Here is a 19888-nt window from a genome sequence, read left to right as displayed (position 1 = left end):
GGCTTGCCCGCGAAAGCGGTGGATCAGTCAATGCAACGGTGACTGACAGAATGCATTCGCGGGCAAGCCCGCTCCCACAGGGACCGAGTAAGGCATCTCGACCTGCAAGACCCGAGGTCTTTGGGAGCTTCACCTATGTTGAACACCCTTCTTCCAATCCTGTTGTTCGCAGCCCTGGGCCTTGGTGTCCTCGGCGCGTTGCGGCGGGTGGCCATGTGGCGTCGGGGCCGGGCCTCGAAGGTCGATCTGATCGGCGGCCTGCTGGCCATGCCCAAGCGTTACATGGTCGATCTGCACCATGTGGTGGCGCGGGACAAATACATCGCCAACACCCACGTCGCCACGGCGGGCGGGGCGGTGGCGTCGATTGTGCTGGCGATTCTGGTGCACGGTTTCGGCCTGCATAACCGCATCCTTGGCTACGCCTTGCTGCTGATGTCGGCGGTGATGTTTGTCGGCGCGATTTTCGTTTACCTGCGTCGGCGCAACCCGCCAGCGCGGCTGTCGAAAGGCCCGTGGATGCGTCTGCCGAAAAGCCTTATGGCGTTCTCGGTATCGTTCTTTCTGGTGACGTTGCCAGTGGCCGGCATTCTTCCAGAAAACTTCGGCGGCTGGCTGGTCGCGGCGATTCTCGGGATCGGTGTGCTGTGGGGCGTGTCGGAATTGTTCTTCGGCATGACCTGGGGCGGGCCGATGAAGCACGCCTTTGCCGGTGCCCTGCATCTGGCCTGGCACCGTCGCGCCGAGCGCTTCAATGGCGGCCGTTCCACCGGTTTGAAACCGCTGGACCTCAACGATCCCACCGCACCACTCGGCGTGGAAAAACCCAAGGATTTCACCTGGAATCAACTGCTCGGTTTTGACGCCTGCGTGCAGTGCGGCAAGTGCGAAGCTGCGTGCCCGGCGTTCGCTGCTGGCCAGCCGCTGAACCCGAAGAAGCTGATTCAGGACATGGTCGTCGGCCTCGCTGGCGGCACTGATGCCAAATTCGCCGGTAGCCCTTACCCCGGCAAACCCATCGGCGAACACAGCGGCAATCCGCATCAACCGATCGTCAACGGTCTGGTCGATGCCGAAACCCTGTGGTCGTGCACCACCTGCCGCGCCTGCGTCGAGGAATGCCCGATGATGATCGAGCACGTCGATGCCATCGTCGACATGCGCCGGCACCTGACCCTGGAAAAAGGCGCAACCCCGAACAAGGGCGCCGAAGTTCTGGAGAACCTGATCGCCACTGACAACCCGGGCGGTTTTGCACCGGGCGGGCGGATGAACTGGGCGGCGGATTTGAATCTCGACCTGCTCAGCGAAAAGAAATCCACCGACGTGCTGTTCTGGGTGGGTGACGGCGCGTTCGACATGCGCAACCAACGCACCTTGCGCGCGTTCGTCAAAGTGCTGAAAGCCGCCAAAGTCGACTTCGCAGTGCTCGGTCTCGAAGAACGCGACAGCGGCGACGTGGCCCGGCGTCTGGGGGATGAAGCGACGTTCCAGTTGCTCGCCAAACGCAACATTCAGACCCTGGCCAAATACAGTTTCAACCGCATCGTCACCTGCGATCCGCACAGTTTTCATGTGTTGAAAAACGAGTATGGCGCCTTCGACGGCAACTACCTGGTGCAGCACCACAGCACCTACATGGCGGAAATCATCCAGGCCGGCGCGCTGAATCTCGGTCAGCACAAAGGCAACAGCGTGACCTACCACGATCCTTGCTACCTCGGCCGTTACAACGGCGAATACGAGGCGCCGCGTGAAGTGCTGCGCGCCCTCGGTATCGAAGTGAAAGAGATGCAACGTTCCGGTTTTCGTTCGCGCTGCTGCGGCGGTGGTGGCGGGGCGCCGATCACCGACATTCCGGGCAAACAACGGATTCCCGATATGCGTATGGACGACATCCGCGAGACCGGCGCCGAGTTGGTGGCGGTGGGTTGTCCACAGTGCACGGCGATGCTCGAAGGCGTAGTCGAACCGCGTCCGTTGATCAAAGACATCGCCGAACTGGTGGCCGACGCGCTGCTCGAAGATGCTGCGCCGAGCAAGCCTGTCACGCCGGCCAAACGTGAACCTGCGGAGGCCCACTGATGAGCGACATTATCCGCCGCGACCCGCGCGCCGAATGGATTGCCCGCAATCGTCTGCATCCGCTGCACGCGGCGATGCAACCGGCGCAACACAGCTGGATGGGCCCGAACGGCGTCATCCGCAAGAATCTGCACGGGATTGGTTTCATCGGCCCCAACGGCATCAAGCGTATCGACCGCAGCGGCGCGCAACAGGGCGGGGCGGTCAAACGTTCGGCTGCTGTGGAAGTGCAATTGCCGCTGCATCAGGTGCCGGCGCCGGCGTTCTACATCTGCGTGGTGCCGGATATGGTCGGCGGTCGCTTGAGCAGTCACGACCGCGATCTGCTTGGCCTCGCTCATCAACTGGCCGGCAACGACGGCGCGGTACTGGCCGTGGTCTTCGGTGAACACAAGGAAAGCAGCTTCGCCAATGCTGGCGTCGATCGCCTGTTGGTGCTCGATGGCGAAGAGTTCAGCGGTTATGCACCGGAACAACGAGTGCAGGGTTTGCGCGCTGTGGATAACCAGTTCAACCCGCGTCACTGGCTGCTGCCGGACAGCCGCAGCGGTGGCGGCGAACTAGGTCGTCGTTTTGCCGCTGCACTGGGCGAACGCCCGGCGACTCGCGTGTGGCAAGTCAAAGATCAAGAGTGCATCGGCCGTGCCGGTGCGGGTCTGCAAGACCTGGCACGACCGGTTGCGCGGCTGATTCTGGCCTCGGCCGAGTGCGCCGAACCGGTCAGCGAAACCCGTCACGAAGCACTGCCGGTGGAGTTATCCACAAGCGTCGCACGCAGCCTGTCGCGGATCGAGGATCTCGGTGCGGTGGCCGTCGACCCGGCGGCGATTCCGATGGCCGAGGCCGAGTTCATTTTCTCCGGCGGCAACGGCGTCAAGGACTGGGCACTGTTCCACGAAACTGCCGCAGCACTGGGCGCCACCGAAGGCGCTTCGCGGGTGGCGGTGGACGACGGCTTCATGGCTCGCGACCGTCAGGTCGGCGCGTCCGGCACTTGGGTCACCGCACGGGTTTACGTGGCGGTGGGGATTTCCGGGGCGATCCAGCATCTGCAAGGCATTGGTGCCTGCGACAAGGTGGTGGCAATCAACCTCGATCCGGGTTGCGACATGATCAAGCGGGCCGACCTGTCGGTGATCGGCGAAAGCGCGGAGATTCTTCAAGCCTTGATCGCGGCGGTAGCGGCTTACCGCAACGACGCCAAGCGCGATGCGGCTTAAGGGAAGGAAAGGGTTATGAGCACGAACATCATCAGCCTCGTCTCCATCGGCGCCCACCCGACATCGGGCCGGCCACGCCGCGCCGAACAGGATGCGCGCGCCGTGGAACTGGGCCTGCAACTGGCTGGGGATAACCTGCAAGTGCTGCACGCCGGCGACGTTGCGGAGCCGGCGTTGCGCGCTTATCTGGGCATGGGCCTGGAGCAACTGCATGTGCTGGAGCAACCGGCTGGGGCCGATGCCTTGCCAGCGCTGACTGCGTATCTGCGCGAGGCCGGCGCACAAGTGGTGCTGACCGGTAGCCAGGCGGAAACCGGTGAAGGCTCGGGGATGTTGCCGTTCCTGCTCGCCGAAAGCCTCGGTTGGCCGTTGGTGGTCGGGCTGGCACAGGTCGAGTCGATCAGCGACGGTTCGGCGCTGGTGCTGCAAGCCTTGCCGCGCGGGCAGCGGCGGCGGTTGAAGGTGAAGCTGCCTTTCCTGGCGACTGTGGATAACGCCGCACCCAAGCCTCGGCAGAGTGCCTATGGGCCAGCACGGCGCGGCGTGTTGAATGCCGAAGATGTGGAAGTGCTGGACGACGAATTGCTCGTGGTAGCGACATTGCAACCAGCGAAGCCACGGCCGAAGCGGTTGAAAGTGATCAAGGCTAAAAGCGGCGCTGATCGGATGAAGGCTGCTACGGCCAAGGCCAGTGCAGGCGGGGGGCAAGTGTTGAAAGGCGTCTCCGCGATGGTCGGGGCTGAAGCCATCCTCAAGTTGTTGATCGAAGAAGGCGTGGTTCGGTGAGTCAATTGACCGCCTTGTTCGAGTCTACCAGTTACAACTAACGCAAAATTATTTTAGAAGAACAGCTATTAAAGTCGACGGTTATATAGCTAATCATTTGCTGTGACTGTCAGTTCTGACAGTAGGAAAAAAGTAGGAGCATGGTGCAATCTGTCTAACGACTCGGCAAGAAATGCTGAGTAAGGCAGAGGGTATGGAAATGGTGGATTTGAGCGCTGGAATAATGTCGGGAAGCAGTGCGCAGGCGGTAGATATTCCTCTTGAAGGGAATCCTCAGGATATTGTCGTCAATAAAAGCGGGTCTATTGCTTACGTTGCTAATTGGTCCTCCAAGAGTCTGGATTTTGTCGATCTTGAATCAAAGTCGCTCATCAGGTTTGTTGAAGTGGGAGACTTTCCCAAAAGTCTGGTTCTGAATAAAGACGAGTCTCGCCTCTACGGATGCACTGAAACGTCGGTTTTCTATGTGGATACCGCTGACTACAGCGTTCAACACATTAATGGGCTTCCAGGTCCGCGTGGTTTGGCTTTCAGCCCGGACGAAACATTTTTTTATGTCGGTGTTGCGGACTATTCGAAGGACTCTGCCGCCCGGGGAGAACCATTTGAAAGCTTGTACGTTATAAACACTCTCACGGATGAGATTGAAAAGAAGGTTGTTGGACCAGGTGTTACAAATCTAGTGGTCCGCCAGGGCGGATCAAGGGTATTTGTTGCGACTTACAATGAGAGTAGCGTTACAGCGGTTGATCTCAATACCTCTGTTGTCACTCCTGTTTTGGAAACTCAATGGCCTGCGGTAATTGCCATGGACTCGGCTAGAGCATTGGTATATGTAGGTGGGGGTGAGGAGATTTCCGTCTTTGACGCATTGACTCAAAATGTGGTGGTTCGACACCCTGTTGCGAATTCAAGATCCATCGTATTCAACGAGTCAGGCACATTGTTCTATGCTTCGATAGTTTTTCCCTCGGGAATATCAATCGTCAACGCGAAAACCGGAATTGTTGTAGAAAACATCAACATTTCATCCAAAGCACTTGCTACCAACTATACGAAGCAATTTCTTTATTCTGTGGAATTTGGCGGTATTTCGATTTTTCCGTTAAGGCTGCGGACGTAGTTGTCATGATGGTTTCAAACGCGGATTAAAACAACGCTCAAGCCATAAGGAGTCAAGTGAATGACCGTTGAGTTTCGACCGGCCCGGCGCACGGATGCGCGCGATATTGCGCGTTTGTTTCAGATCTCCTCGGAGGGCGCCTCGGATTACATCTGGAGCCAATTGGCGGAGCCGGGCGAGGCGTTGCTCGATGTCGGTGAGCGGCGCTATGCCCGCGAAGATGTCGATTTTTCCTGGCAGAACTGCCTGATCGCCGAAGCCGAGGGCCGCGTCGTCGGCATGATGCACAGCTACGTCATGCGCGAAGATCCAGACCCGACACCGCCTACCGACCCCGTGCTGGCACCTTACGCCGACATGGAAGTGCCGGACACGCTGTACATCTCCAGCCTCGCGTTGCACGAGGGCTGGCGCAATAAAGGCCTCGGGGTGCAATTCCTTCAGCACGCGCAAAACCGCGCCGACAGTCTGCGACTCAATGGCCTGAGCCTGATCGACTACGCCGCCAATACCGGTGCCCGACGTTTCTACGAGCGCCATGGCTTTGCAATCGTCAAAACCTGCCAGGTCGTGCCGCATCCGATGATTGCGGTAACCGGCGAGGCCTATCTGATGCACCGGCGTTGAGCGAACGCTGTTTACCCACAATCCCTGTTGGTCGATCTGTGGATAACGTGTTCGTCCCTCGCTGTACGCCACGTCAATCAGGCCTCTCAGCCCGAAGATCAAAAAACTACCAGCCTAAGTGGCGGTTTTTTCGGGCTTTTTTCCCCAGGCTAATAACGAAGTTGCCCCCAATCTCTGTTGGCGCTTCTGTGGATAAGATGTTCGCTATCTTCTGTAGGTCATATAAACCGTGGCTTTCAGGCATTTGTTTGATTTTTGATCAATTACGTCTTTTTACACATGAAACTCCGCGAAACGCCCGATTTATCAAGCCCTCCAGCGTTTTTCCACAGAGCACCTGAAGTTACCCCCGAACTCTGTTGGCGCTTCTGTGGATAAGGTGTTTGCCATCCTCTACAGGCCATATAAAACGTGCCTTACAGAGTTGTGATCAAAAAACACTCAATCACTCGACAAAACCCTGCTTCTGGATAAGTCACGGTTTTTCTTCGTAAATCAGCCACTTATTTTGCAACTCATCCACAGTTGTCCCCATTTGCTGTGGGTGGCTCTGTGGATAAGTTGTTTGCCAAACCGTGCAAGCCCCGCCAGGCATAGTCCAAATGGCAATTGGTCACATTTCATACAGTTCTAAATGGTTGCCTTGACTTCAATCCAGCGCCTGTCTTCACTGCAATGGCACAAGGACAGCCGTTACTTATCCACATCTGGTTCTGGGAGAACGCATGATGGATAGCCGCCCACATCGCCCGCCCCCCTCGCCACGCAAGCGCACGTTACGCCGTGCCGCCAATCAGCACGCTCGTCTGTAGTCCGCCAGTTCTGCCCAACGCTGTGCTGTCGCCGGGTTCGCCCCGGAGGCCAGGTGCTCGTTCGCCCATTGATTGCAGGCAACCGCAGAGTTGCCGCATCAGCCTGAGAAAGGATCAGTCTCATGACACGCATCGCAACGCCCATCAGTGATATCAAGGAACACTACGACGTGATTGTCATCGGCTCCGGGTATGGCGGCGGCATTGCCGCGTCGCGCCTGTCCCGCGCCGGTAAACGTGTGTGTTTGCTGGAGCGGGGGAGAGAAATCCAGCCCGGCGAATACCCCAACACCATGATCGCCGCGACTGAAGAACTGCAGGTTCACGATCCCGAAGGCCATATCGGCTCGCGCACCGGTTTGTTCGACTTGCACGTCAACGCGCAGCAGAACGTGGTGGTTGGCTGCGGCCTCGGCGGCACGTCGTTGATCAACGCCAACGTGGCTCTGGAACCGGAACCCGGCGTGTTCGATGATCCGCGCTGGCCGCAAGCTGTGCGTGAACATCGCGACACTCTGCTCAAGGACGGTTATGCCCGGGCCCGCGAGATGCTCAAACCCAATCCCTACCCGAGCACCGCGCCGAATCTGCCCAAGCTCGACGCCAACCGCAAGTCGGCGGATTACCTCAAGCAGGGTGCGCATTTCTATACGCCGCCGATCAACGTGAACTTCGACAAACTGCCGAACAACATCAACCACGTCGGCGTCGAACAATTGCCGTGCAACCAGTGCGGCGACTGCGTGTCGGGCTGTAACAACAAGGCCAAGAACACCACGCTGATGAACTATCTGCCGGACGCGTGGAACCATGGCGCAGAAATTTTCTGTCAGGCCGAAGTGCGACATCTGGAGTGCGACGGCGATGGCTGGATCGTGCACTTCCAGACCCTGGACAGTGGTCGCGAACTGTTCTCGGCGCCGACGCTGTTTGTGAAAGCCGACATCGTTGTGGTCTCTGCCGGTACCCTCGGCTCGACTGAAATCCTCCTGCGTTCAGAGGCCAAGGGTCTGGTGATGTCCGGGCAGCTCGGCGAGAACATGAGCGGCAACGGCGACATCCTCGGCTTCGGCCACAACTGCGAGCAGACCATCAACGGCATCGGTTTTGGCGCGCACTCGGCCAAGGAACTGCAACCGGTTGGCCCGTGCATCACTTCGGTGATCGACATGCGCACCGAAGGTGACTGGCGCAGTCGCATGGTCATCGAGGAAGGCTCGATCCCCGGCGCGCTGGGTCGGCCGATGGTGCCGGCGATGGCCGGGTTCGCCGAGATGATCGGTGTGGCCACCGACGACACGTTCAGCGGCAAGTTGAAGTACAAGGAACGCGAGGCGGAAAGCTTTCTGCGTGGCCCGTATTTCGGTGCGCTGCACAACATGCAGACGTACCTGATCATGAGCCACGACAGTGGTCAGGGGCGGATGGTGCTCGACAGCAAAGATCAGTTGCGTATCGACTGGCCGGGTGTCGGCGACCAGGAAAACTTCAAACTCGGTAACGCGCGTCTGCAGCAAAGCACCAAAGCGCTCGGTGGTGTGTGGGTCGAGAATCCGATCTGGACCAAACTGCTCAAGCACAGCATCGTCTCGGTGCATCCGCTGGGCGGTTGCGTGATGGGTGAAGACGCGGCGCAAGGCGTGGTCAACCACAAAGGGCAGGTGTTCAGCGGCGCCAGTGGCACTGACGTATACGCCAGTCTGTACGTGACCGATGGCGCGGTGATTCCGACCTCGCTGGCGGTCAATCCGCTGCTGACCATCTCCGCCGTGAGCGAGCGCAACATGGGCCTGCTGGCCGCCGACCGTGGCTGGCAGATCGATTACACGTTGCCGTCGGCACCGCGCAAACAAGTCGCGCCGCCGACCCTCGGCGTCCAGTTCACCGAAACCATGAAGGGCTATTTTTCTCGCGCCTTCACTGCTGCGCAAAGCACCGATCTGAAGATCTACGAAGCCGCCGCCACACGCGGCGAAGCGGACAATTCGCCAATAGATTTCACCCTGACCATTACCGCTGCCGACATGAACCGGATGATCAAGGAGCCGGAACATGCCGCCACTATCGTCGGTACGGTGACCGCTCCGGCGCTGTCGGCGAAACCGCTGACGGCGAGCAATGGCGTGTTCAATCTGTTCGAGCAATTCGACCAGCAAGTCGATACGCGGCACATGAAGTACGACATGAAACTGACCGCCGAGGACGGCCAGGACTATTTCTTCAGCGCCTTCAAAACCGTGCCCGAGGACAACGGCGTGCTGAATATCTGGCACGACACCAGCACGTTGTACGTGACGCTGTATCGCGGGCCGGACAAGACTGGCGAGGTGATTGGTTCGGGCGTGATGCACATTCATCCGACTGATTTCGCCAAACAGATGACCACCATGAAAGTCCTCAATGCGCGCAACGAGCGTGAGCGCATCGAGGGGCTGGCACGGTTCGGCAAGTTCTTCGCCGGGATTCTCTGGGAGAGTTACGGCGGTGTGTTTGCCGGGGATATCTACTTCAATCCGGATGCCCCGCCACGGCTGAAACGGCCGCTGGATGCGCCGGTGCCAGCGGTGCATTTCTTCCCCACCGAGGACGGCGTGGAATTGCGCCTGACGCGTTATCAGGCCGGTAGCAAAGGCCCGGTGATGCTGGTGCATGGTTTGGGCGTCGGCTCGAATATCTTTTCCACCGATACCATTCAGACCAACCTGCTGGAGTATCTGTGCAAGCACGACTACGACGTCTGGCTGCTGGATTTTCGCGTGAGCATTCTGCTGCCGGCGAGCAAGAAGGAGTGGAACGGCGACCAGATCGCCCAATACGACTTCAAGGCTGCCATTACGCAGATTCAGCAGCAAACCAACGCCAAAGATGTGCAGTGCGTGGTGCATTGCTATGGCGCGACGACGTTCTTCATGTCGATGCTGGCGGGGCTGCAAGGCGTGCGCTCGGTGGTCTGCTCGCAAATTGCTGCTGATACGGTGGTCGCCACGGCCACAGGGTTGAAGGCTGGTTTGCACTTGCCGGGAGTGCTCGATGCCATCGGCGTGAAGTCGATGACAGCCTATGCCGACAGCAAGGAAAACTGGTTCAACAAACTTTACGACAAGGCCCTCAACGGCTACGCAAGGATCGAAGCCCAGGGCTATTGCAGCAATCCGGTGTGCCACCGCATCACCTTCATGTACGCCTCGTTGTACCGCCACGACACCCTCAACGAAACCCTGCACGACAACCTGCATGAGTTGTTCGGCGAATCGAATATCGAGACGTTCGAGCATCTGGCGCTGATCGTGCGCAAAGGGCATCTGGTGAATTTCAAAGGCGAGGATGTGTACATGCCGTACTTTGATCGGCTGACCATGCCGATCTGCTTTATCAGCGGTGCGGAGAACCAGTGCTATCTGCCGGAAAGCACGCTGAAGACCTACCAGCGGGTTTGCGACATGCACGGGCCGGAGCGTTACAGCCGGCATGTGGTGCCGGGCTACGGCCACATTGACTGCATGTTCGGCAAGAACGCGGTGGTCGATGTCTATCCGATCATCCTTGAACACCTGGAGAAAACTGCCCTCGGCTGACAGAAGTTACTGAATGTTGTGCTGAGGAGATCCTCTGTGGTGAGGGGATTTATCCCCGTTGGGTCGCGAAGCGGCCCTAAAACCAGCCAGTGCGGTGTATCTGAAGAACCGTAGGTGGTGGTTTTGCGGCTGCTGCGCAGCCGAACGGGGATAAATCCCATCGCCACTGGAGGCATTGCAGGTTGGTGATTAGAAGGAAATGGATGACATGGATACCTACATCCGCTGGTTCCAACGTTTCATCTGGATCGGCATTGCGATGAACATGGTGTTTGCGATCCCGGCGTTGTTTATGCCGGGATTGCTGACATCGGTGGTCGGCCTGCCGCCGCAACTCTCCGATCCGTGGCTGGAAAACGCCGGGATGCTGCTGGTCGGCATCAGCGTGTTTTACATGCCCTCGGGTTTCAACGCGCCGCGCTACGTGGTGCACTCCTGGTTGTGCGTGCTGACGCGGCTGATCGCCGTGGCGTTCTGGATTTACCTGATCAACACCAGCATTCAGGGTTCGGTGTTTGTACCGATGCTGATGGGTGATCTGAGCTTCTTCCTGATCCTCGGCATTCTCTTGTACCTCGGCACCACGCCCGAGAACCGACCGCTGGCGTTGCTGTGCAATGGCTGGCGCGAATGGAAAGCGGCGTGGGCGCGACACTGGCAAAGCCACGCCTTCAAGGTCGGCACTCTGGTTGTGCTGGCGGTGCTGGGTTTCATCGGCTACAAAACCTGGTATCAGATGCTGCGCGTGGTACCCGAGCAGGAATACGCCTCCGACGAAGATCACTACAAATACGCCGCCATCGGCCTCGGGATCGAAGCGCGAATTCCGTATTACCTGTTCGCCGTGCTGCCGCAACTGTGCCCGGAAAAGATGCCAAAACCCGGTGGCTGGGAAGTCTTCGGTTTCCTCTACGAGAACGGCAAGGACTTGCCCATCGGCATGGCCAAGCGGCAGATCGGCTACCCGACCGTGGAGCCCAATTGTGCGCTGTGCCATACCGGCTCCTATCGGGCCAATGCCAGCGAGGTTGCGGTGAATGTGCCGAGTGCGCCGGCCAATACCTTGCAGCTACAGGCCTTCCAGTGGTTCGCCTACGATTGCGCCAGCGATCCAAAATTCACCACCGACGCGGTGATGACCGCGATCAACAGCAAGTTCCAGCTGGGCTTTTTCGAAAAGCTCTACAACCGCTACCTGATCATGCCGATGGCGAAAAGTGCGCTGCTCAAGCAGAAACAAGCCTACGCCTGGCAGAAGCTGCGCCCGCAACAAGGGCCGGGGCGCACCGATACGTTCAACCCGACGAAAATGGTGGTGTTCGGCTTCCCGGATGACTCGACCATCGGCACTGTCGATCTGCCGCAAGTGTGGAACCAGAAACCCCGGGAATCGATGTACCTGCACTGGGACGGCAATAACAACAAGATTCACGAACGCAACTACGCCGCCGCAATGGCCGTCGGTGCGACCCCGGAATCAGTGTTGCCGCCGAGTTTCAACCGTGTGACCAACTGGCTGCTTGGGCACAAAGCGCCGGCGTGGCCGTGGGCGCTGGATCAGGCCAAGGTCGCGCAGGGCAAGCCGATCTGGGACAAAAACTGCGCCGGTTGCCATGATTTTGGTCGCGCCGACACCGGTCAGGTCACCACCAATATCGATCAGCTCGGCACCGATCCGCATCGGCTGGACTCGTTCACCGTCGGCCTGGTTGCCGCGTTCCACACCTTCAAAAAACCGCCGTTCGACTTCGGTGCCTATCGCAAGACCCAGAGCTACAGCAACACGCCAACCGACGGCATCTGGCTGCGTGCGCCGTACCTGCACAACGGCTCGGTGCCGACGTTGTGGGATTTGCTGCAACCGGAGGAAAAACGTCCACAGGTGTTCGTCACGGGTTCCGACGTCTACGACCCGGTCAACGTTGGTTTCGTCACCAGCGGCGCCCAGGCCAAAGCCTCGGCGGACTTCAAGTACGACACCCGACTTGAGGGCAACCACAACACCGGTCACCTGTATGGCACGACGCTGTCGGACGACGACAAACGCGCGCTGATTGAATTCATGAAAACCCTGTGAGCCCTTACGGATAGAGGATTACGCCATGTCACTGGTCAGTCATTGGGAACACGAGTACGACAAGGTCAAAGTGCGGATTCACGGCTTGTTCACGCGCATGGAAATGGCTTGGATGAAGCTCATCAGCGAGCTGGAGCCGCAGGAGTTCGAGGCGATCATCAAGCTGCTGCAGCGCGGTCACGATCAGGCGCAATACGTGCTGAAAAACGGCGAGTTGCCGGACGATGAACCGGCGGTGCCGTGGGAGTTGTCCCACGGTTTGTCGATCCTGCGCATCGGCAACGCCACGCCGTTGCCGCAATCGCCGGATGAACTGCAAACCCGAGTGCTGAAGGACGGCACGCTGCTCGGTTGCCGCAAATGGGAGCTGCTCGATCTGTTGTGGAGCGAGGCGCTGTTGAAGTGGATCGAAAACCTGCGGCATCACGCGACCTTCGGCACTGATCCGGCCGTGGTGCAAATGGAGCGCGACGTCACGCTGGCGATTGCCGGCGACTGGGGCACCGGTCCGTTCGACACCCATGCGCCAGCGGTGTCGGTGGCCAATCAGATGCAACTGGCGCAAGCCGATTTCACCGTGCATCTGGGCGATGTGTATTACGCCGGCAGCCACTCGCAGGAAGACGTCGACATGGCCGGTTGGCCGATGGGCACCCACGGATCGTTCACCCTCAATTCCAATCACGAGATGTACAGCGGCGCCCACGGTTATTTCAAGGAACTGGCCAAGCGTTTTCCCGGACAGCAGGGCACCAGTTATTTCGCGTTGATCAACGATGACTGGCTGGTGGTCGGGCTGGATTCGGCGTACGCCTCGGATGCGATGAATCTGTACATGGACGGCACGCTGAACGAGCCGCAGATCGTCTGGATGAAGGGCCTGCCGAAACGCAAAAAAATCATGGTGCTCAGTCATCACCAGGGTTTCGATATTTCCGGGCACAACAAGACCGCGCTGTATCAACCGGTGTGCGATGCACTCGGGCGCGAGCCGGATTATTGGTATTGGGGGCATCTGCACAACGGCATCGTCTATGCGCAGCAGGGCGGATTGCAGGCGCGGTGTGCCGGGCACGGGGCGATTCCCTATGGCACGACCAGTGAACTGAACGGGCATTCGCGGGTGCTGTGGTCGGAAACGCAGGATGCGCAGGACCCGGCTTACCCGCAGCGGGTGTTGAATGGGTACGCGAAGATCAGGTTGGTGGGGGAGGATATTTTTGAGGAGTTTATTGGTGAGGATGGATCGGTGAGGTGGTCATCCAAGTGAGGCGGTGAATGTAATGACGCCATCGCCAGCAGGCTGGCTCCCACAGTGGATCTCTGGTGCACAGAAGATCTCCTGTGGGAGCTAGCCTGCTAGCGATGCTTTTGCTTTTTAGCCCTGGACCGGGACGCCTTTGAGGTATGGCGCAGGCTCAGCCCCGAGGTTGTTCAGCAAACGCTCGCTGTACCAGTCGACGAAGTTGACCACACCAAACTCATAAGTCTTCGAGTACGGCCCAGGCTGGTAAGCCGTGGAGTTGATCCCGCGCTGGTTCTCTTCGGCCAGACGCCGATCCTGATCGTTGGTCGCGTCCCACACCTGGCGCATGCGTTCGACGTCGTAATCCACGCCTTCGACTGCATCCTTGTGCACGATCCATTTGGTGGTGACCATGGTTTCCTGCGCGCTGATCGGCCACACGGTGAAGACGATGATGTGGTCGCCCATGCAGTGGTTCCACGAGTGCGGCAGGTGCAGGATGCGCATCGAGCCGAGGTCCGGGTTCTTGATCCGGCCCATCAGTTTGGCGCAGCCCTGTTTGCCATCGAGGGTCATCGACACGGTGCCCTTGAGCAGCGGCATGCGCACGATGCGGTTGCGCAGGCCGAAACTGGCGTGAGCGTAAGGAATCTTCTCGGCTTCCCAGGCAGCGGCGGACGCGGCGACGTGATCCTTGAACGCCTGATCGGCGCGTGGATCGGTGACGTCGTCCCATTCCAGCAGGGTTTTCAGCAGCTCCGGGTGCGACGCGTTGCAGTGGTAGCACTCGCGGTTGTTTTCCAGCACCAGTTTCCAGTTGGCCTTTTCGAACAAGGTGGTCTGGATCGCCACCTTGGTGTTTTCCATGTCGTACGGTTCCATGTAATGGTTCAGCGTCGACAGGAAGTCATCAATCGCCGGCGGGTTTTCCGCCAGGCTGATGAAGATGTAACCGCCAGCAGTCTTCACGTTCACCGGTTTCAGGCCGTACTGCTTCATGTCGAAGTCGGCGCCCATTTCGGTGCCGGCGAACAACAGACGACCGTCCAGCTCATACGTCCACTGGTGGTAATGGCAGACCAGTTTGGCGACCTTGCCCTTGTCGCTGGTGCACAGGCGCGAGCCACGGTGGCGGCAAACGTTGTGGAACGCATGCACCACGCCGTCGGCGCCACGAATGACGATGATCGGGTTCTTGCCGATCTGCAGGGTGATGTAGTTGCCCTTGGCCGGGATCTCGCAGGTCATGCCGGCGATCAACCACTCTTTCTGAAAGATCTCCTGCATGTCGATATCGAACAGACGCTCATCGCTGTAGAACGGTTGTGGCAGCGAATACGTGCGTTCGCGCTCTTGCAGCATCTGTGCGGTGGCCTTGCGTGCGGGTTCCAGCGGATCGCCCAGGCTGATTTTTGCGGTGACGTCCATCGATGTGATCCTCAAGGCCATCTGCGTGGCCGGCGAAAGTGGCTAAACGGTAGTGCTACGCAAGGTGTAAAGAAATCGTCGTTGTCTGAGGCGGAGTGTGGGCCCGGCGCTGGGCGCAACCTTATCCATGGGCGACATGATGCAATCTGTTCCCGACGCGCAACCCCCGGTGGTTGGGGGCTGGTCGCGATAAGTATGTCAATGTCGCGGATAGGTAAACGGACGGTCTGCGCTATACGCAGAATCGCCGACATGAGGCCGACAGTCGGCCGTGGAGAACAGCATGTCCAACAGCTTCCTGAATCCGGTCACCACACAGACCTGGGCCAATGGCCGACACATCGTCCGTTGCGTCAAAGTCATCCAGGAAACCTGGGACGTGCGCACCTTCTGTTTCATGGCCGACCAGCCGATCCTGTTCTTCTTCAAGCCCGGGCAGTTCGTCACCCTGGAGCTGGAAATCGAAGGCCAGCCGATCATGCGCTCTTACACGATCTCCAGCTCGCCGTCGGTGCCGTACAGCTTTTCGGTAACGATCAAGCGAGTGCCGGGGGGCAAGGTGTCCAACTGGCTGCACGACACCCTGCACGAAGGGCAGGAGCTGGCGGTGCACGGGCCGGTCGGGCTGTTCAACGCCATCGACTTCCCGAGCCCGAAAGTCCTGTACCTGAGCGGCGGCGTCGGCATCACCCCGTGCATGTCGATGGCGCGCTGGTTCTACGACACCAACGCCAACGTCGACATGACCTTTATCCACAGCGCCCGCTCGCCGAAAGACATCATTTACCACCGCGAGCTGGAACACATGGCGTCGCGGATCGACAACTTCAGCCTGCACCTGATCTGCGAGAAGCACGGGCTCGGCGAGCCGTGGGCCGGTTATCGCGGCTATCTGAATCACAAGATGCTGGAACTGATGGTTCCCGACTTCCTTGAGCGCGAAGTGTTCTGCTGCGGCCCGACGCCGTACATGACCGCGGTCAAGCGCTTGCTGGAAGCTGCCGGTTACGACATGGCGCGCTACCACGAAGAATCCTTCGGCGCCACGCCACCCGAGGCCCGTGCCGACGCGGTGGAACAAGCCGAACAAGCTGCCGACGCACCGGAAATCGACGCGGCGGATCTGCATCAGGTGGAATTCACTTCGTCCGGCAAGAGCATTCGCGTGGCACCGGGCGAGACCGTGCACGCGGCGGCTGCCAAACTGGGCCTGATGATCCCGAAAGCCTGCGGCATGGGGATTTGCGGGACGTGCAAAGTGCTCAAGCTTGGGGGCGAGGTGGAGATGGACCACAACGGCGGGATTACCGAGGACGACGAGGCTGAAGGGTTTATCTTGTCGTGCTGCAGCGTGCCGAAGGGCGATGTCAGAATCGAATTCTGATAGGCGCTTTAGCCCCCTGTAGGAGTGAGCCTGCTCGCGATAGCGGTGTGCCAGTTATATAAGTGTTGACTGATACACCGCTATCGCGAGCAGGCTCACTCCTACAGGGGGGGAGTATTTCAGTCGACGAACAGGTCGGTCATCAGGGTTGCGTTACTGTCCGGTTCGAAGCGGTAGTGATCGAACTCGGATACGCCGCTCTCGCGCAAAATTTCCTCATCAATCAACAATCGCCCGGTTATTTGCCGATTGCTGCTGCTCAAAATCACATGCGCCGCATCCGCCATGATCGCGGGTGTGCGCGCATGTTTAAACGACTCGCGACTGCCCAACTGAAACTCGATCGCCGCCGTGGCAATCATGGTCTGTGGCCACAGCGAATTGACGCTGATCCCGTGGCTGGCGAATTCCTCGCTCATACCCAGGGTCAGCATGCTCATGCCGTATTTGGTCACGGTGTAGGGGCTGTACTGCGCAAACCATTTGGTTGCGAGATTCAGCGGCGGTGACAGGTTGAGAATGTGCCCGGCGGATTTTTTCAGATAGGGCAGGGCAGCCTGGCTACAGAGCAACACCGCGCGGGTGTTGATCTGGTGCATCAGGTCAAAGCGCTTGAGTTCGATGTGCGCAACCCCGGTCAACTTGATCGCCCCGGCGTTGTTCACCAGTGCATCGATGCTGCCGAAATGTTCGTTGGCCTGGGCCAGTGCCTGGCGCACCGCGTCTTCATCACGCACGTCCAGTTGCAACGCCAAGGCTTTGCCGCCAGCGGCTTCGACTTCTGCGGCGACGCTGTGGATGGTGCCGGGGAGTTTGGGATGCGGTTCGGCGCTCTTGGCGGCGATGACGATATTGGCCCCGTCTTTCGCAGCCCGCAGCGCCATCTCACGCCCGATGCCACGGCTGGCGCCAGTGATGAACAGGGTTTTGCCTTGTAGCGACATGCGGATGCTCCTGCTTATTGTTTTGTGAGCGGAGGGCTCGACAGACAATGTAGACGAAGGAGCAGCGATGGGATGGACGGCTTGGTGGTGAGAGGATTTTGTGGCGAGGGGATTTATCCCCGTCGGGCTGCGAAGCGGCCCCAAATCCAGAGAACGCGGTTTTGTCAGGAGATACCGCGTTCTCTGGTTTTACGACGGCTTCGCCGCCGAACGGGGATGAATCCCCTCACCACAGGGGATATCTTCACTACAGTGGATCAGCGTTAGGCGGACATGACTTCGCGGATGTCGCGGGCCAGTTCGCGGACGCGTTCTTCTTCGGTGTCCCACGAGCACATGAAGCGTGCGCCGCCCTTGCCGATGAAGGTGTAGAAACGCCAGTTTTTCGCGGTCAACGCGGCAATCGCCGGCTCGGACAGTTGCAGGAACACGCCGTTGGCCTGCACCGGGAACATCAGTTCCACACCCGGAATGTCGCTGACCAGCTCTGCCAGCAACTGCGCGCAGTGGTTGGCGTGGCGGGCGTATTTGAGCCAGGCGTCGGTTTCGAGAATGCCGACCCACGGCGCCGACAGAAAACGCATCTTCGACGCCAGTTGCCCGGCCTGTTTGCAGCGGTAGTCGAAGTCTTCGGCCAGTTTATGGTTGAAGAACAGGATCGCCTCACCCACGGCCATGCCGTTTTTCGTGCCGCCGAAGCACAGCACGTCGACGCCGGCCTTCCAGGTCAGGTCGGCGGGCGAGCAGCCGAGGAATGCGCAGGCGTTGGAGAAACGTGCGCCGTCCATGTGCAGGTGCAGACCCAGCTCTTTGCAGGTGGCGCTGATGGCGCGGACTTCTTCCGGGGTGTAGACGCTGCCGACTTCGGTGGCTTGGGTCAGGGTGACCACGCGCGGTTTCGGGTAGTGAATGTCCTGACGCTTGAGCGCCACTTCACGGATCGATTCCGGGGTGATCTTGCCGTTTTCGGTACGGGCGATCAGTAGTTTCGAGCCGTTGGAGAAGAACTCTGGCGCGCCGCATTCGTCGGTTTCGACGTGGGCGGTTTCCGAGCAGATCACGCTGTGGTAACTCTGGCACAGCGACGACAGTGCCAGCGAGTTGGCGGCGGTGCCGTTGAAGGCGAAGAACACTTCGCAATCGGTATCGAACAGTTTGCGGAAATGATCAGAGGCGCGTGCGGTCCACTCATCGTCGCCATAGGCGCGTTGGTGGCCGTGGTTGGCCTGTTCCATGGCAGCCCAGGCTTCAGGGCAGATACCGGAATAGTTGTCGCTGGCGAATTGTTGGCTCTTGTCGGTCATGGCCGGCTTCCGTGATCGAAACGCTTGTGACGCTTCGTTGGTCAATGATGGTGCGCACTTTACCGAAGATCATCCGGGGAGCACACGGGATGTCGCTGTCAGAACATTACATGGACACGGGCCGATTATGCACCTGAGTAAACGCGACGGCGCGCTGGATCTGCTGAAGTGGCTGGCGCTGCTGAGCATGTTGCTCGATCACCTGCGATATGTCGGGTTCTCCGCCGATTGGCTGTATGTGCCGGGGCGGCTGGCATTCCCGTGGTTCTGTCTGGCGATGGCGGCGAATCTTTCCCGTGACGGTTTGAGGAAAACTGACGGGCAGTGGCGTTATCTCGAGTGGTTGCTGTTGTTTAGTGCGGTGAGTGAAATTCCCTACCGCGTTTATATTCCTGATCCCGAAACGTTGAACGTGATGCCGACGCTGGCGTTGGGCTTGCTGGTGGCGCGGGGCTGGCTGGATCGGGCGCTGTCGGCACGATTACTCGCTGCCGGGGCGGTGCTGCTGGCGGCGCTGTTCTCAAATTGGCTGATGTTTGGCTTCTTCGGTGTGCTGTTGCCATTGGCGCTACTGCTGGTGATCCGCCGGCCGTGGTATTTCGGCCTGTTGCCGGGATTGCTGTGTCTGGCAGCCAATCAATGGCAGGTGCTGTTTGACTCGGCACGGTTCGGTAACAGCGTTGCCATTCTCGGCATTGCGACATGTCTGTTTGCGCCATTGCTCGGAATGTTCCTGTTGCGACATGCCAAATCCCTCCATCCCCCACCGATGCGCCGCTGGGCGTACGCCCTCTATCCCGCGCATTTCCTCCTCTTGCTACTTATCCGCCAAGTCGCCGCATAACCCTGTGGGAGCTGGCTTGCCAGCGATAGCGGTGGGTCAGCCGCCATCAATGTCAGATGTGCCACCGCCATCGCTGGCAAGCCAGCTCCCACAGGGTTCTTCATTGTTTTCGAGATCGAGTCCGGCGAGGGCATTTCGATGCATGTCGTAAACGCACCTTTGCGTGGCGTCCGTAGGCATTTGAGCTGTCTGCGCCGGTCATACCATCGCATCAAAGGGCACTGTCGCAAGACCGCTGCCTGACCAAGACAAAATGGCGCACCGCCGCCGCTGGGAGAGACGCGATGTTCAGCAAGCAAGACCAGATCCAGGGTTATGACGATGCACTGCTGGCGGCGATGAATGCCGAGGAGCAACGTCAGGAAGATCACATCGAGCTGATCGCGTCAGAGAACTACACCATCAAACTCGAGATGCACGCTCAAGGCAGAGT

13 protein-coding genes and 1 pseudogene are annotated in these 19888 nt (G+C 59.1%); 11 read left to right on the top strand and 3 right to left on the bottom strand.

Annotation, left to right across the window (positions count from 1 at the left end; all coding sequences use genetic code 11):
• Positions 1-135: 135 nt before the first annotated feature.
• From dgcB to ACIOZM_RS18605, 8 genes are all read left to right on the top strand, one after another.
• A complete protein-coding gene (gene dgcB / locus ACIOZM_RS18640; RefSeq protein ID WP_401216269.1) occupies positions 136-2085 on the top strand; it encodes a dimethylglycine demethylation protein DgcB in 1950 nt (649 codons plus the stop codon).
• Positions 2085-3305: an electron transfer flavoprotein subunit alpha/FixB family protein gene (locus ACIOZM_RS18635; RefSeq protein ID WP_401216268.1), complete on the top strand. Its 1221-nt coding sequence runs from the start codon at positions 2085-2087 to the stop codon at positions 3303-3305. The genes dgcB and ACIOZM_RS18635 overlap by 1 nt, the downstream gene beginning before the upstream one ends.
• A 15-nt stretch (positions 3306-3320) precedes the next feature.
• The gene (locus tag ACIOZM_RS18630; protein WP_401216267.1) at positions 3321-4091 is read left to right on the top strand and encodes an electron transfer flavoprotein subunit beta; all 771 of its coding nucleotides are present in this window, start codon (positions 3321-3323) and stop codon (positions 4089-4091) included.
• Between the two features lie 193 nt (positions 4092-4284).
• On the top strand, positions 4285-5214 hold the full coding sequence (locus ACIOZM_RS18625; protein WP_401216266.1) for a YncE family protein: 930 nt from the start codon (positions 4285-4287) through the stop codon (positions 5212-5214).
• Between the two features lie 60 nt (positions 5215-5274).
• Entirely contained in the window at positions 5275-5841 is a 567-nt protein-coding gene (locus ACIOZM_RS18620; RefSeq protein WP_401216265.1) for a GNAT family N-acetyltransferase, read from the top strand.
• Between the two features lie 934 nt (positions 5842-6775).
• Complete coding sequence (locus ACIOZM_RS18615) at positions 6776-10228, top strand: GMC family oxidoreductase N-terminal domain-containing protein (RefSeq protein WP_401216264.1); 3453 nt, start codon at positions 6776-6778, stop codon at positions 10226-10228.
• A 208-nt stretch (positions 10229-10436) separates the two neighbouring features.
• Entirely contained in the window at positions 10437-12305 is a 1869-nt protein-coding gene (locus ACIOZM_RS18610; RefSeq protein ID WP_401216263.1) for a hypothetical protein, read from the top strand.
• Between the two features lie 25 nt (positions 12306-12330).
• On the top strand, positions 12331-13575 hold the full coding sequence (locus tag ACIOZM_RS18605; protein WP_401216262.1) for a metallophosphoesterase family protein: 1245 nt from the start codon (positions 12331-12333) through the stop codon (positions 13573-13575).
• A gap of 108 nt (positions 13576-13683) precedes the next feature.
• Here the strand turns inward: ACIOZM_RS18605 and gbcA are convergent, their stop codons facing one another.
• On the bottom strand, positions 13684-14979 hold the full coding sequence (gene gbcA, locus ACIOZM_RS18600; protein WP_401216261.1) for a glycine-betaine demethylase subunit GbcA: 1296 nt from the start codon (positions 14977-14979) through the stop codon (positions 13684-13686).
• A gap of 283 nt (positions 14980-15262) precedes the next feature.
• On the opposite strand from gbcA, the gene gbcB reads away from it, so the two are divergent.
• Positions 15263-16363 (top strand): glycine-betaine demethylase subunit GbcB, encoded by a 1101-nt coding sequence (gene gbcB, locus ACIOZM_RS18595; protein ID WP_401216260.1) that lies wholly within the window; start codon positions 15263-15265, stop codon positions 16361-16363.
• Positions 16364-16482: 119 nt separating this feature from the next.
• On the opposite strand, the gene ACIOZM_RS18590 is transcribed toward gbcB, so the two are convergent.
• Together ACIOZM_RS18590 and ACIOZM_RS18585 are read right to left on the bottom strand one after the other, a co-directional pair.
• Positions 16483-17307, bottom strand: a complete 825-nt coding sequence (locus ACIOZM_RS18590; protein WP_401216259.1) for an SDR family oxidoreductase — start codon at positions 17305-17307, stop codon at positions 16483-16485.
• A 263-nt stretch (positions 17308-17570) separates the two neighbouring features.
• Positions 17571-18611 (bottom strand): low specificity L-threonine aldolase, encoded by a 1041-nt coding sequence (locus tag ACIOZM_RS18585; RefSeq protein WP_401216258.1) that lies wholly within the window; start codon positions 18609-18611, stop codon positions 17571-17573.
• A 127-nt stretch (positions 18612-18738) separates the two neighbouring features.
• Here ACIOZM_RS18585 and ACIOZM_RS18580 point away from each other — a divergent pair, with 127 nt between their 5' ends.
• Entirely contained in the window at positions 18739-19455 is a 717-nt protein-coding gene (locus ACIOZM_RS18580; protein WP_401216257.1) for a TraX family protein, read from the top strand.
• A gap of 284 nt (positions 19456-19739) precedes the next feature.
• A pseudogene (gene glyA, locus ACIOZM_RS18575) lies at positions 19740-19888 on the top strand (serine hydroxymethyltransferase); the annotation flags it as partial.

The organism is Pseudomonas sp. NPDC087346 (assembly GCF_044744235.1).
In the GTDB taxonomy this organism is placed as follows: domain Bacteria; phylum Pseudomonadota; class Gammaproteobacteria; order Pseudomonadales; family Pseudomonadaceae; genus Aquipseudomonas.
This window is presented reverse-complemented; position numbering and strand designations above follow the sequence as displayed.